Raw genomic sequence first — 14,754 nt, forward strand, 5'->3', positions numbered from 1 at the left:
CGGCACGGCTTCATGCCAATACCGGGAGCGCCTGGGTATTACTGGATGTTGGCGGACGCTTTACGCACCTGGTCGACTACCGACGGCGGCAGCGGGATGTAACCCATCGAGTCGGCGATGGTCTGGCCTTTGGTCAGGCTGTACTCGACCATTTCACGCATGGCCTTGGCCTTTTCCGGGTTGCCGTTGTCCTTGCGGAAAATCATCCAGGTATAGGAAGTGATCGGGTAGGACTTGGCACCGTCCGGGTCAGGCAGCCAGGCCACCAGGTTTTCCGGCATTTTCACCGCAGCCAGTGCTTCGGCACCGCTCTCGGCATTCGGCACGACGTATTGGCCAGCCTTGTTCTGCAACATGGCGAAGTCGACCTTGGCCAGCTTGGCGAAGCCGTACTCGATGTAGCCGATAGCGCCCGGGGTCTGGCGGACGGTGGCGGTTACGCCGTCGTTCTTCGGCGACTTGATGAACTTGTCGGTGGCCGGCCAGTTGACGGTGTTGCCTTCGCCCAGCCCTTGCTTGAAGTCAGCGTTGATGGCCGACAGGTGCTTGGTGAAGACGGCAGTGGTGCCGCTGGAGTCGGCACGCACGACCACGGTGATCGGGGTGGCAGGCAGCTTCAGGTCAGGGTTGGCCGCCGCGATTTGCGGGTCGTTCCACTGGGTGATCTTGCCGAGGAAGATATTGGAGTAGACGTCGCGCGGCAGCTTCAGCCCTTTAGGGTTACCCGGCAGGTTGTAAGCCAGGACGATTTCACCGGCGGTCATTGGCAGCAACTGCACGCCTTCGCCAACCTTGGCAATGTCTGCTTCGCTCATGGCCGAGTCACTGGCGGCGAAGTCGACAGTCTTGTTCAGGAAGTCCTGAACGCCCGCACCGCTGCCCTTGGACTGGTAATCGACGGTGACGCCAGCCGTGTTCTTGCTGAAGTCCTTGAACCAGGTCAGGTAGATCGGTGCAGGGAAGCTGGCGCCCGAACCGGTCAAGCGGACGTTTTCTGCAGCAAAGGCTGCCGAGGTGGCGCAAAGGGAAACCGCAACGGCGAGTGCAGCAGACTTCATCAGGCGTTTCATCAAAAAGTGCTCCGTGTGATGGCCAGCACACTTTGCATCAGCTGTGTTACAACTTTGTGACTGTTGAATGGCAAGCCGCGCGGTAGAGCTTTTTGCCTGTGCCATCAGCCGCTGAGCCGGAACCCTGAAACGGTTCCAGCCTCATCGCAAACGCTTGAATGTGGCGATAGCCCCTGCAAAGCAGCACAAGGAACAAGAACCGGGCCACTGCAGGCGATCAACCAATACTGGCGAGATCTGCATCACCGGCATCCCCACAGCGGTTGCGGCATGCACATTCGAACTCGGCTTGGGCACGGGTGGAAAAGTTCATGCTCAGACGCATCTTGTCTTGCGTGTCATAGAGGTCATACCCCTCCGCTAGTGCGGCGGGAAAGCCGAGCCGCCGAGGATAAGCCTCTTTCTTGGGTGGCACTGCGGGAACCACAACGAAGCGTGTCTGCATGATCATCCCCTTCGGCAGTGCTTAAGTATTAGTACTGCTATGTGAAAGCATCAAGATGACTCATGCAATATTTTGGGTCAGTCGCCTATTTTCGCTGCGATGAGTGAGCAGAAGCCCAGCAGGCAAATGACCCCGATGCCATAGAACAACGTTCTCCATGGCTGCAGGCCCCGCAGATAGGCCAGCGTGTGCAGGACCCTGGCAACCGTGAACACCGTACTCAGCCACAGCACCGGCAGCGTGGCTGCCTCCAGCGCGACAGCCAGCCCGCCGAGGGCAAAGAACATGGGGATGTTCTCCAGATCGTTGGCCCATACCTTGGCAGCACGTATCACCTGCGGGCGTTCAACGGCCTGGGCGACGCGCCTGAACACGGCAGCGTCCTCCGGGTTGGTGAACGCGACGAAGCGCAAGCGGTGATAGCCCTGATAGCAAGAAACCAGGAACATCTTGAGGGACAGCACCACCACGCACAGCGCATAGACCTGCAGAGCACCGCTCATGGCTGGCACCCCTCGGCAACGCCTCTGGTCACCAGGTTACGCAAGCCCATAGGGCTCTCCTTGATAGGGTTTACCGGCACAGTAGTGATAGGGTTGCTTGCACTCAATGACCCGTGAGGTCATGGACATTGCACTCAAGGACGATCAGGGCAACGCATGAATCATCATCTGTTCCATCGCAGCACCCCTGCCCCGCACATCTCAGCGGGCCAGCATCTTCGCGAACTGCGCCGTCAGGCCAACCTCAGCCAGCTGGAACTGGCGCTGCTGACAGGGCTGTCGCAGCGTCATCTGAGCTGTGTGGAAACAGGACGCGCCAAAGCCAGCCCAGGCACCTTGCATGCCCTCCTGTCGGCCCTGGATACGCCGTTGGAGCGGTGCAATGAAGTGTTCGTTGCTGCTGGATACGCGCCCCGCTATGCCGCCACGCCACTCGATGCGCCTGAACTGGCCTTGGTGAATACTGCCATCGAGCATATTCTGCAGGTGAACAACCCCGCTCCGGCGATCGTCATCGACAGCAGCTGGGACGTCATCGCCGCCAACACCAGTACCGGGCTGCTGCTGGCGATGGCCGGTGTCAGCGCACAGCCGGCGACCGGCCTCAACCTGCTGCAGACACTGCTGTGCCCCGGTGGTCTGGGTGATCACCTGGCCAACGCGCCGGAAATCCGCGCTGCAGCCTGGCACCGCGCATCCAGGGAGGCCGCAGGCAATCTGGCACTGGCAGCGCACTTGCGCGACTTGCCGGCCCCGGCAAGCCCGTGCCAGACGGCGACAGCCACCCCCTTGTTGCTGACCCGCGTGAACACCCCGTATGGCGAGCTGAGGTTCCTGTCCACGTTCACCACCTTCGGTATGCCGCTGGATGTCACCGTGCAATCACTGCGCATCGAACACCTGATCCCCGCCGACGCACAGACCCGGCAAAGAATGCAGGCAGCGTTCGAGCAATGGTCGGCCGTTACTGCCTGAACGTCAGGGTCTGGCTGCGCCTGGTTGCGTGCTGTTGCCGGCATGATCCGCCGCCGCACCGACACTCCATTGACCCAAATCAAGCCCTCGCGCCGGGTTCGCGCGACGATGGCTGCACGCAAGGAACGACTCAAGTACCGCCAGGCGCACTGTGCTCAAGGTTTACCGCTTGATCACGGTGCGCAACCTTGGACAAGGAGCCCCACATGAACCCGCTGAAACACATACTGGTTGCCACCGACCTTTCCCCACACGCCCGCAACGCAGCTGAGCGCGCTGCCTACCTGAGCGATGCGCAGCAGGCCTCGCTGGACCTGCTTTACGTTGCCAACCCGGCACCCTTCGAGCGCCTCAAACAGTTGATGACGCCTGATGACGACCTGCTGAAACGCGTACTGGAGAGCGCTGGCGAAAAAACCCGCGCACTGGCAGCCATGCTGTTCCAGCGCTACGGTATCTCCGCTGGCGTGCAGGTCGCCAGCGGGTCGGTGATCACGGAGATCAACCGGGTGGTGCAGGACAAGCACAGCGACCTGCTGGTGTGTGGGGCCAGGGGCCAGAGCGTGGCGCGGCGCCTGCTGCTGGGTTCAACCGTGCAGAAAATGCTCAACCACATGCCCTGCCCTTTGCTCGTGGTCAAGCCGGCCCCTCGTGATGCCTACCGCACCGTGCTGGTGCCAGTCGATTTTTCGCCCGTTTCACTGCGCGCCATCAAACTGGCCAAGGCCCTTGCCCCGCAAGCAGAGATCATTCTGCTGCATGTGTACGAAGCGCCATTCGAAGCCAGCGTGCGCTTCGCCCATATCGACCACGGCACCCTCACCCAGTACCGCAATGTCATCCGCAAGGATGCAGAAGCACAACTCGCGGCGTTGAGTGAGGCTGCCGGCATGGCCGGCGCTCGGCAGATCCTGGTGCACGGGAACCCTGGCTGGAGCATTGTCGAGCAGGAACAGGAGCTGGAGTGCGACCTGATCGTGGTCGGCAAGCAGGGGGCAAGCGCGCTGGAGGAGCTGCTGGTGGGCAGCGTCACCAAGCATGTGCTGAACGAATCACTGTGTGATGTGCTGGTGACGCCATAGGCTGCATGAACGTTCTGCACTGCCACCTGTTGCGCCTGTCCGGGTCAAGCACAAGCGCCCTTGGCTAGCCTGACGGCGCGCGGGTTAGGGAAGAAAGCCCCCCGCCCATAGCATTCGCAAGCGGGACGTCATTGCTCAGAGCAGCCGCTCTACGCGAGACGTTTCATCGATTGCACTGATGATTACTATCGAGCGGCCTGCCTGTCGGTCAGGCAAGGCCGTCTCTACAATCGCCTGCAAATCCTCCCGCTCCTGCGCCTGCTACAGGCGAGATCCCTCATGGAACCTAACCCATGCCAAGCAACAGCCAGGCCCCTCGCGGCCTTCCCGAGCACAATCAACAGAGTGTCACCCAGCAATGGCTGGCAATCCTCTCGGTAGCCGTGGGTGCGTTCGCCCTGGTCACCAGTGAGTTCCTCCCGGTGGGGGTACTGAACGATGTGGCCAGCGACCTTGGCATCAGTGCAGGCCTTGCCGGCCTGATGGTGACCCTGCCCGGCATCATGGCTGCGTTGGCCGCCCCGTTGATTTCCGTAGGCGTCGGCGCGCTGGACCGGCGCTACCTGCTGATCGGCCTGACGCTGATCATGATCATCGCCAACACCATCGTGGCCTACGCCGGCGACTTCAGCCTGCTGTTGGCCGGCCGGGTGCTACTGGGTATCAGTATTGGCGGCTTCTGGGCCACAGCCATCGCCCTCAGCGGCCGCCTGGCACCTGACGGGATGGGCGTAGCCAAAGCCAACTCCATCATCATGGCTGGCGTAACCCTGGCAACCGTCGTGGGCGTGCCTGTGGGCACCTGGCTGAGTGGCCTGATGGGCTGGCGCATGACGTTCCTGGTCACTGCACTGGTAGGCGTACCGGTGCTGCTGGCACAGGTATTCCTGCTGCCGCGGCTGATGCCGGAAAAAGCCATCCGCATCAGCGACCTGCCAGCGTTGTTCATCAATCCGCAAGCACGGGTCGGCTTGATCGCCGTATTGCTGATCGGCCTGGCACACTTTGCTGCGTACACCTATGTCGCACCGTTCTTCAAACAGAATGCCGGCTTTGACGGGCCTACGATCAGTTCATTGTTGCTGCTTTATGGCGTGGCCGGCTTCATGGGTAACATCTTCGCCGGCTTTGCAGCCAACCGCAGCGTGCGGCATACGCTGATGCTGGTCGCGCTCATGATCGCAGTCAGCACCGCCCTGTTCCCGCACTTCGCCACCGGCATGACGGGTGCCGCGATGCTGATCGCACTGTGGGGCTTTGCCTTCGGTGCGTTCCCGGCTTGCGCCAATATCTGGATGTTTGTCGTGGCGCCCAAGGATGTCGAGCGTGGCATGCCACTGTTCGTGGCCATGTTCCAGGTGATCATTGCCGTGGGCTCGTTCTTCGGCGGGCAAGTCGTAGACCATATGGGCACTGCGGTACTGCTGAGCCTGGCCACGGCGCTGGTGGGCTGTGGCTTTGTCACCGTGCTGGTGCTGGGGCGCAACGTCAGCAACGATCTGGCGGCGCAGCCAGGCTGAGCAGCCGCCCAGGGCGGCTGCGCAATGCTTGAGGCCGTGAAACCGAGGCGCCTGCTTCGCGGGCAAGCCCGCTCCCACAGGTACCGTACGGCCCCAGGCGCTTGCATTAGCTGCAATCGCCCCGCTCGGGCTGACGTGGTTGCCTGGCGCACATCACCTGAACCTCGGCACCACGGGCCCTGGCCAGCAGCTCCTCGGTGTCATCGCCACCGGGCAAGGCAAGCAACAGGTCAGGGCGGCTGTCATTGAGCATGAACAGGTTGCGCAAGCGTTCGGCCTGCTTGCCGTGCAGCTGCCAGTTTGGCGGGTAGCGCACCAGATCGGCGCCATGTTCGCGCGCCCAGCTTTCGATTTCCCCGCCAAGGAACTGGCTGCCACCGTGGATCAACACCCGGATTGGCCGCTGGCGCTGGACGTCGTCCAAGGCCTGCCGGCAGCGCCGGGTGTCGGCGTAGTTGCGTCCTGCACAGATCAGTACTCGCATGGTCGGCTCTCCTTGAATGACTCAGAACCACTGGCCGAAACGGCGGATGTAGAGGGTCTTCATGGCCTGGGCGACCACGCAGTAGCCCAGCAGGGTGGCGACCAGCCAAGGGAAGTACTCCCACGGCAGCGGCACCAGGCCAACCATCGCGCCCACAGGGGAGAACGGGATATAGATACCCAATGCCATGACCAGCCCCGTTGCCAATACCACTGGCAATGCAGCGGTACTCTGGAAGAACGGCACCTTGCGAGTGCGCAGCATGTGCACTACCAGCGTCTGAGACAGCAACCCCTCGATGAACCAGCCAGACTGGAACAGCGCCTGCATTTCGACGCTGTTGGCGGCGAACACGTACCACATCAGGGCGAACGTGGTGATGTCGAAGATCGACGACGTAGGACCTATCCACAACATGAAGCGGCCGATGTTGCGGGCATCCCATTTGCGTGGCCTGCTGAGGAACGCCTTGTCCATGCGGTCCCAGGGCAGCGACAGCTGGGAAAAGTCATACATCAGGTTCTGCAGCAACAAGTGAATCGCCAGCATCGGCAGGAACGGAATGAACGCACTGGCCACCAGGACCGAGAACACGTTGCCGAAATTGGAACTGGCAGTCATGCACAGGTACTTCATGATGTTGCCAAAGGTTTCGCGGCCTTTGAGCACGCCCTCCTCGAGCACCATCAGGCTCTTTTCCAGCAAAATGATATCGGCCGATTCCTTGGCGATGTCAGTGCCGCTGTCCACCGAGATACCGACATCAGCATCGCGCAGGGCTGCGGCGTCGTTGATGCCGTCGCCAAGGAAGCCCACGGTGTGACCATTGGCCTGCAAGGCTTTGAGCACCCGTGATTTCTGCAACGGGGTGAGCTTGGCGAAGACGGTGCGTTCCTCCACCTGAAGCTTCAGGGTGGTGTCGTCCATGCCCTCGATGTCCTGGCCGAGCAATGGCTGGCCTGGCGCCAGGCCCACTTCACGGCAGACCTTCGACGTGACCACCGGGTTGTCGCCGGTCAGTACCTTTACCTGCACGCCCATGTCGCGCAAGGCGGCAATGGCCGGGCCGGCAGTTTCCTTGGGCGGGTCGAGGAAGGTCAGCATGCCCTGGATGACCAGATTGCGCTCATCTTCGGTGTGATACTGCGCCTTGCCTTCGGCCGCCGGGATCTCCCGGGTGGCAACCACCAGCACGCGGAAGCCGTCCTGGTTGAAGGCATCGACACTGGCCATCAGCTGCTGGCGGCGGCACGGATCAAGGGCAACGACCTTGTCGCCTTCCTGCACATGGGTGGCGATGGCAAGCATTTCCTCGACCGCCCCTTTGCTTACCAGCAGGTGATCGCCCAAGGCATTCTTCACTACCACTGACAGGCGGCGGCGGATGAAGTCGAACGGCAGTTCGTCGACCTTTGCGTAGGCGTAAGGCGCCTGGAACTGGCGGTCCTGGCCGGCGAAATGCAGCACGGCCTGGTCCATCAGGTTGCGGATGCCGCTTTGGTGATGGCTGTTGAGCCAAGCCAGCTCGAGGATGTGATTGTCGGTTTGGCCGTCGAAGCGCACATGGTGCTCGAGGATGATCCGGTCCTGGGTGAGCGTGCCGGTCTTGTCGGTGCACAGTACATCCATGGAGCCCAGGTTCTGGATGGCATTCAGGCGTTTGACCACCACCTTGCGCCGGGCCATGGCCACGGCGCCCTTGGCCAGGTTGGCGCTGACGATCATCGGCAGCATTTCCGGGGTCAGGCCCACTGCCACGGCAAGCGCGAAGAGGAAGGCATCACCCCAGTCGCCTTTAACCACACCGTTGATCATGAACACCACCGGCACCATCACCAGCATGAAGCGGATCAACAGGCTGCTGACGCTGTTCACGCCGCGGTCAAACGCGGTCTGGCTGCGCGAACCGGCAATGGCCTTGGCCAGCGAGCCAAAATAGGTGCGTCGGCCGGTGGCGACCACCACGGCGCGGGCGCGGCCACTGACCACATTGGTCCCCATGAAGCAGATGTTCGGCAACTCGAGCAGGTTATCCTGATGTGCGCCATGCTCGGCGGCGGACTTCTGCGCGACATTACCCAAGGTGTCGTACTTTTCGACCGGCAACGCTTCGCCGGTGAGCACGGCCTGGCTGATAAACAGGTCTCGCGCTTCGAGCAGGCGGATATCGGCGGGAATCATGTCACCTGCAGAAAGCTGCACGATGTCGCCGGCCACCAGTTCGTCCATGGGCACTTCGCGCAGGCGCGGGGCTTGCCCGATCTGCTCGCGGCGCAACACGGTGGCAGTAGTGCGCACCATTGCCTTGAGCGCGTCGGCAGCCTTGTTCGAGCGGTACTCCTGCCAGAAGCGCAGCAGGCTGCTGAGGCTGACCATGGTCATGATGATGATGACCTTGGTCAGGTCGGCGTCGTCGGCTTCGCCTGCGCTGAGCGGCAGCCAGTAGTCGGTGACGAAGCTGATCCCGGCCAGGGTCAGCAGTACATAGATGAACGGGTTATGCAGGGCCTTGAGAAACTGTACCAAGGCGTGGGGTTGCGGGCCGTGGGCGACCTGGTTGGCCCCATTGCGCGCCAGGCGCTTGGCGGCTTCGTGCTCGGTCAGGCCCTGTTCGCTGGCATCGAGGTTGGCGAGGGTGACCGCCAGGCCATTGCGCGCTTCACGGGCGGCGCGGGTGGACAGGCGGGTTTCGCGTTCGGCCTTGGCCGATGAGGTGTTACGGTGTTTGACAGTCATGTTGCTGTGCTCCTGCCGCTGCGGCGGCACGACACACAGACGTTTCACTCAGGCGGTGAACGAAGGCATGTCGGGTCGCTGAATAATGCTGGTTCTTTCCGACAGTTGTCTGTCCGCTGCCGAGAGTCGGAAGTTGTTTCGGCAGCGAACTTTCTACTCGCGCAATCCATGGTTTAATCCCTTTTCATAAACACAGGTCAATAGTTATCCCGCGAACTTTTAACGTGAAAAGTTCGAGCACAAAGATACCGTTTAATATCTGTTATTCAGTGAGAAGTGCGGAGGCTCAAGCGTGCATGAAGACGCGCCAGCACCCCGCACCTACTGGGGGGTTCCTGGTGGTGGTCAAGATAGCCGTGCAGACGCAGCGGCCAGGCGCGGGCCTGCTGTGGCGCAAGGCACGCAGGCTGGCGATGTGAAACGAATGAAGTGAGGTTCATGAGCTTGCCTCCAACCGGCCAACACCGGCGGCGGCAAGTCACAGCGGAGCATCAGGCTCTGGCGCGGCTTGCCCGACCGGGGTGTCGGGACCGGTGTTCCGGTTCAAGTGCCTGACCGGGCCATACGGCAGGGGTCAGACAGCGACTAGATACTGTGTCCATTGAATTCTTCAGTGAAGGGAAAAAAGGCCCCGCGCTCGGGGCGGTCGAACTTTATTCAAGCGTAGTATCGAAGTCAACCCGCAAAGGGAACTTTGAATAAGTTTAACCTTATCTTAATGTTCCACGCAGGCGCAGCGGCTCAAACCTTGAACCGCCCCACCAACGCCGTCATCTCCCCCACCAGCCCCGACAACGCCTTGCTCGCCTCGCTGGTCTGCTGCGCACCTGCCGCGGAATGGTTCGACAGTTCGCGGATGTTCAGCAAGTTGCGGTCTACTTCCCGCGCCACCTGAGCCTGCTCTTCGGCCGCACTGGCAATGACCAGATTGCGCTCGTTGATTTCGCCGATCGCACTGTAGATGCCCTCCAGCACTTGCCCCGAGGCCAGAGTCACGTCCAGTGTCGACTGGGCGCGGTTGGTGCTGGCCTGCATGGAAGCCACCGCAGCTTCGGTCCCCGCCTGCACGCTGCCGATCATCTGCTCGATTTCCTGGGTCGATTGTTGCGTGCGGTAGGCCAGTGTGCGCACCTCATCCGCCACCACCGCAAAGCCGCGCCCGGCCTCACCGGCACGGGCCGCCTCGATGGCAGCATTGAGCGCCAGCAGGTTGGTCTGCTCGGACACCGAGCGGATCACTTCCAGCACCTTGCCGATGTCCCGCACCTGCCCCACCAACTGCTGCAGGTGCGCACTGCTGGTCTGGATTTCGCGGGTCATGGCTTCGGTGCCGTCAATGTTTTCACTGACTTGCCGGCGGCTTTGCGCGGCCAGCTGGTTGGATTCACTGGTGGTTTGCGAGGTGGTGATCGCGTTGCGCGCAACCTCCTCCACTGCCGTGGTCATTTCGGTCACGGCAGTCGCGGCCTGCTCCAGCTCCTGCCCCTGCTGACGCAGGTTGTTGGCGCTTTCCTCGGTGACCGCGTTCAACGCTGTGGCAGCGGCGTCCAGCTGCCGGGCACAGTTGTTGATTTGCCCAAGGGTGTCGCGCTGGCTCTGTTGCATGCGCTGCAGCTCATGGAACAGTTGGCCGATCTCGTTGTTACCCTGCCCTTGCACCGGCACACTCAGGTCGCCACTGGCAATGCGCTGGAAATGCCCACCGGCTTCACGCAGTGGGTGCAACACACGCTGGGCAATGAAAGCCCAGCACAGCACCGCCAGCACCACGGTCATGCCCAGCAGGCACACGCTCAGCAATTGTGCCCGGGCCAGACGCCGGTCCGACTCGAGCATGATTTGCTGGCCACGCTCGCTCAGCGTGGTCACCAGTTGCTGGCGCAGGGTTTGCAGCCGTCCCATGGCATTACCGGCATCGCTGTTGACCTTGAAATACTGCTCCAGCGAACGCTGGCGGGTCGCATCACGCTGCCCGGCCACCGCCTTGGCGTATTCGGCAAAGGTTGCCTGCAGCTCGGTTGCCAGCACGCGAAGGGCGGGTTCGCGGGCGTTTTCGACAAATTCGTCGACCAGCGCCTGGCTCTTGTTGTTCAGCTCCACCGACAGCGCCATGCGCTTGCCTGCACTCTCGTCATGGCCACCCAACTGCTCGATAAAGCCCGAAGACACGTTGGCGCTGGAACGAATCGCCATCAGCAACGCATTGTTCAACCGGTCCGACTGGTGCGCAGTCTGGTCCAGTTCAGTGATCTGCTGGTCGCTACCCAAGGCAGCCCACCAGGCACTGGCGGTCGAAAACAGCAGGGTCAGGCTGAACAGCGACAACACCCAGAACATTCCGGTGCGAATTTTCAGGTTTGCAAGCATGCAGGCAGTACTCCTTGTTGGCACCACGTCTGGTCGATGATTCGACGGTGGGTGTGCAGCTATCGGAGGTGCTGGCGCAGGCTTGAGGCGCCGTGATGCGGTTATGTGCGGTAACCGAACGGAATGCGTTGAGACCCAGAGGCCTCGAAACCCTTGAGGGCATAACCCTTTTGCATAAATCCTGAGGCCAGCGCGGTTATTGTGGGAGCGGGCTTGCCCGCGAACACGGGCGAAGCCCGTGCCATCCGCTACCGCGCCTTGCCAATCGCTTTCGCTGCGTCTGCCAGGCGTTGGGTCGCCTGCCGGATCTCATCCGCATCCAGCGAAGCAAACCCCAGGCGCAAGGCGTTCTCGGCATGGCCAAACGGTGAAAACTGTCGCCCACTGCGCACCACCAGGCCCAGCTCCAGCGCTTTGTCGACCAACTGATCCACGTTGATCCCATCGGCAAACCTCACCCACAGCGCCAGACCACCTTCTGGCGCCTGCACGCTGATCTGCTCACCGAACGCATCGCGCAAACACCCCAACAAGGTCTCACGCCGGCGCCGGTACTCGCGGTTGACCCGGCGCAGGTGTTTCTTCAGCTCGCCATCATTGATCAGGTCCGCCAACATCTGCTGCATGACTGCATCGCCCTGCCCCAGGGTCAGCATCGCCCTGCGTTCCAGCACGGTTGTCACTTCCACCGGTGCCACGATATAGCTGCAACGGAACGTGCTGCCCAAAGGCTTGGACAGTGAGCCAATGTAAATCACGTGCCGTTGATGGCGGTCGCTGGCCAACGGCAGATAAGGCCGCCCGGCAAAGTGGTATTCGTAGTCGTAATCCTCTTCGAGCACGCAAAAGGCATGCTGGCGCGCCAGCTCCAGCAGCTGTTGCCTGCGCCCGGCTGGCAGGCTGACCGTGGTCGGGAACTGGTGATGGGGTGTTATGTACATCATCCGCACCTTGTGCTGCCGGCACAGGGCCTCGAGCTGATCGACCCGGCACCCCTCATGGTCCAGCTCCACGGTCACCAGGTGGGCACCCAACTGACGGAAGATCTCCCACGCTGGGGGGTAACTCAGGCGCTCGACCAGCACAACGTCACCCGGCTTGAGCAACACACTGGCCACGAGGGACAGCGACATCTGCACCCCTTGGGTCAGGCAGATATGCTCGGCGCCAACGTTCAGGCTGCGATTGTGCCGCAGCATATCGGCCAGGGCGCTGCGCAGATTGCGGCTGCTGCACTCGCTGCCATGGCGCACGCTGTTGCTGGTGAAGCTGCTGCGCAAGGCATTACGGTAATAACGATGCAGTACAGCCTGTGGCAGCAGGCGGTGGTCACAGGCGCCGTTGTCGAAGAACAAGGCCCCTGGACGCCCTTGCTGGGCTACAGCCTGTTCGTTCGCCTTGAAGTAGGCAACGGCAGGTTCCTCTGGCAGCGCCAGGGCAAAAGGCCGCGCGGCACCGCAAACGGCCGCTGTGCCAGGCGCCAGCTGCTGGCTGACAAAGGTGCCCCGGCGTTGCACGCTTTGCAGCCAGCCTTTGGTTTCGGCTTCCTCATAAGCAAGGATCACGGTCTTGCGATTGACGTTCAGCAGTTGCGCCATCTCCCGCGTGCCCGGCAACGGCGTGCCAGGGCGCAGGCGACCCTCGCTGATTGCGGCCACCAGCCCTTCGACGATCTGCCGGTACGAAGCCTGTGCCCCATCGAGTTTGAGCAGTGGCTGCCATTTACGAAGCTGGACCATATGAAATATCCAAAACTGGAGGTTCTGCTGGTCCTGGACTATAGCAACAATCGAACCTCCATTTGCCCCGAGGTGCTCATGCAAAGCCGCCACGTCATTGAATTGTCGCCCTCGGGCAAAACCTTCGAAGCCAGCCAGGAGCTGCTGCTCGATGCCATGCTCGCCAGCGGCCTGCCGGTACCCTTTTCCTGCCGCCGCGGCGCCTGCGGCTCGTGCAAGGTCAAGGTGGTATCGGGGCAGCATCAGGACAAGCAGCGGGATGCGGACACACCGCCGCCTTCCTATCCCTTGGCCGCCGACGAGATGTTGCTGTGCCAGAGCCACGCCTGCAGCGACATGCGTCTGGAAATACCCGGCTGGTCACTGGACGCCCCGGCACTGGAAACCCAGGCACAGGTGGTTGGCAAGCGCGCGCTGAGCGCAGATATTGTCGAACTGGTGCTGCAGCCTGCTCAGCCGCTGGAGGTGCGGGCGGGTCAGTACATGCGGTTTCAGTTGGGCAACGGCGACAGCCGCTGTTTCTCCATCGCCAACCTGCCCGCCCAGGAACAAGGGCAACTGGTGTTTCACATCCGCAAGGTCAGCGGCGGCCTGTTCACCGAAGGCTTGCTGCCCACCCTGCAAGCAGGTGCAACGGTAAAGCTCGAAGGCCCGCTGGGCGCCTGTACCTGGCAGCACGATGACCAACGCCCGCTGATCCTTTTCGCCACCGGCACAGGTTACGCCGGCATCAAGCCGCTACTGCTGACGGCCTTGGCCGGCGATGCCGAAGTCACGTTGTACTGGGGTGGCTCATCGCCGGCGGATTTCTATGACCGCGAATTTCTCGACGTGTCCAGCAGTGTGCACCCACACTTCCACTGGCAACCGGTACTCTCGGCCCAGGCCCGTATACAGCAGGTGGCGCTCAGCCAGACGCATCGCTGGGGCGAAGCCCAGGTCTACGCCTGTGGCAATGCCACAATGATCAGCCAGACTCGCGAGCAATGCCTTGCGGCAGGGGTACAGCCCCATCGTTTTGTGGCCGAGGCCTTTGTCGCCAGTGGTGCACTGACAACGCAGGCTTCAGCAGCCAGCACGCTGCACCCTGAGCTGGAAAAGGTCGGCCCACGTTATTCGCTGGACGGCATGCTCGCGGCCCGCGAACAGTCGGTGCGGGCCGTGGCCGCCATTGCCAGCCAACTGCAGGTCGGCATGACCACCGCACAGGCACTGGAGATGGCCGCGCATACCCTGCAGGCGATGGGCGCCTCACACACCTGGCACCCCACCTACATCCGATTTGGCGACGATACCGTGCGTACGCCACGGCAAGGCATTGACCTTCAACGTGCGCTACGCGCCACGGACATCGTCGTGGTCGATGTTGGCCCGGTATGGGATGGCTATGAAGGTGACTATGGCGATACGTTCGTGTTTGGCCAGCACGCCCTGCACCACGCCTGCGTGAAGGCACTGCATGAAGTGTTCGACGAGACTCGCCAGGCCTGGGGCCGCGGGTTGACCGGGCGTGAACTGTATGACTTCGCCGAGCGCAGTGCCCAGGCCAAAGGTTGGCAGCTGGAGCGCAACCTGGCCGGGCATCGCATCGCCGACTTCCCGCATGTGTTGTATAGCCAGGACAAGCTGGCCGAGGTGGAGATTGTCCCGAGCGAGGTGGTATGGGTGCTGGAGATACAACTGTGCCACCCTACCGAACCTGTCGGGGCATTCTTCGAAGACATCCTGATTGACGAACGCAAGCCGGGCGCTGCCACGGCAGCTTGATGCCGCCAATCAAAGCACGCACTGTGTGCTTTGGGTTAACGCCTCAAGGCTCGGCCCTTGAACCCG

The 14,754-nt window shown here is 61.9% G+C and carries 11 protein-coding genes; 4 read left to right on the plus strand and 7 right to left on the minus strand.

Annotated features, from left to right (window positions below; genetic code table 11):
- Window positions 1–38: 38 nt before the first annotated feature.
- The 3 genes from pstS to ACYCCG_RS00815 form a co-directional block, all read right to left on the minus strand.
- Entirely contained in the window at window positions 39–1,070 is a 1,032-nt protein-coding gene (gene pstS, locus ACYCCG_RS00805; RefSeq protein WP_014591398.1) for a phosphate ABC transporter substrate-binding protein PstS, read from the minus strand.
- A gap of 217 nt (window positions 1,071–1,287) precedes the next feature.
- On the minus strand, window positions 1,288–1,521 hold the full coding sequence (locus ACYCCG_RS00810) for a hypothetical protein (protein WP_339533813.1): 234 nt from the start codon (window positions 1,519–1,521) through the stop codon (window positions 1,288–1,290).
- A 71-nt stretch (window positions 1,522–1,592) separates the two neighbouring features.
- Window positions 1,593–2,018, minus strand: a complete 426-nt coding sequence (locus ACYCCG_RS00815; RefSeq protein WP_176684121.1) for an MAPEG family protein — start codon at window positions 2,016–2,018, stop codon at window positions 1,593–1,595.
- A 156-nt stretch (window positions 2,019–2,174) separates the two neighbouring features.
- On the opposite strand from ACYCCG_RS00815, the gene ACYCCG_RS00820 reads away from it, so the two are divergent.
- The 3 genes from ACYCCG_RS00820 to ACYCCG_RS00830 all read left to right on the plus strand — a co-directional run bounded on the left by ACYCCG_RS00820 (window position 2,175) and on the right by ACYCCG_RS00830 (window position 5,595).
- On the plus strand, window positions 2,175–2,993 hold the full coding sequence (locus tag ACYCCG_RS00820; RefSeq protein ID WP_209966644.1) for a helix-turn-helix domain-containing protein: 819 nt from the start codon (window positions 2,175–2,177) through the stop codon (window positions 2,991–2,993).
- Between the two features lie 206 nt (window positions 2,994–3,199).
- Window positions 3,200–4,075, plus strand: coding sequence for a universal stress protein (locus tag ACYCCG_RS00825; protein WP_459669181.1), 876 nt, complete (start codon window positions 3,200–3,202; stop codon window positions 4,073–4,075).
- A 293-nt stretch (window positions 4,076–4,368) separates the two neighbouring features.
- Entirely contained in the window at window positions 4,369–5,595 is a 1,227-nt protein-coding gene (locus tag ACYCCG_RS00830; RefSeq protein ID WP_209966652.1) for an MFS transporter, read from the plus strand.
- Window positions 5,596–5,701: 106 nt separating this feature from the next.
- Here the strand turns inward: ACYCCG_RS00830 and ACYCCG_RS00835 are convergent, their stop codons facing one another.
- The 4 genes from ACYCCG_RS00835 to pdxR all read right to left on the minus strand — a co-directional run bounded on the left by ACYCCG_RS00835 (window position 5,702) and on the right by pdxR (window position 12,921).
- On the minus strand, window positions 5,702–6,079 hold the full coding sequence (locus ACYCCG_RS00835) for a DUF2493 domain-containing protein (RefSeq protein WP_003254146.1): 378 nt from the start codon (window positions 6,077–6,079) through the stop codon (window positions 5,702–5,704).
- Window positions 6,080–6,100: 21 nt separating this feature from the next.
- On the minus strand, window positions 6,101–8,815 hold the full coding sequence (gene mgtA, locus ACYCCG_RS00840) for a magnesium-translocating P-type ATPase (RefSeq protein ID WP_459669182.1): 2,715 nt from the start codon (window positions 8,813–8,815) through the stop codon (window positions 6,101–6,103).
- Between the two features lie 741 nt (window positions 8,816–9,556).
- Window positions 9,557–11,182, minus strand: a complete 1,626-nt coding sequence (locus tag ACYCCG_RS00845) for a methyl-accepting chemotaxis protein (RefSeq protein WP_339533818.1) — start codon at window positions 11,180–11,182, stop codon at window positions 9,557–9,559.
- 248 nt (window positions 11,183–11,430) lie between these two features.
- Window positions 11,431–12,921: a MocR-like pyridoxine biosynthesis transcription factor PdxR gene (pdxR, locus tag ACYCCG_RS00850; RefSeq protein WP_459669183.1), complete on the minus strand. Its 1,491-nt coding sequence runs from the start codon at window positions 12,919–12,921 to the stop codon at window positions 11,431–11,433.
- On the opposite strand from pdxR, the gene ACYCCG_RS00855 reads away from it, so the two are divergent.
- Complete coding sequence (locus tag ACYCCG_RS00855) at window positions 12,922–14,688, plus strand: NAD(P)H dependent flavin oxidoreductase family protein (RefSeq protein ID WP_339443161.1); 1,767 nt, start codon at window positions 12,922–12,924, stop codon at window positions 14,686–14,688. It begins immediately after the preceding gene.
- The last annotated feature ends 66 nt before the right edge of the window (window positions 14,689–14,754 follow it).

Source organism: Pseudomonas sp. VEM90 (assembly GCF_054611535.1).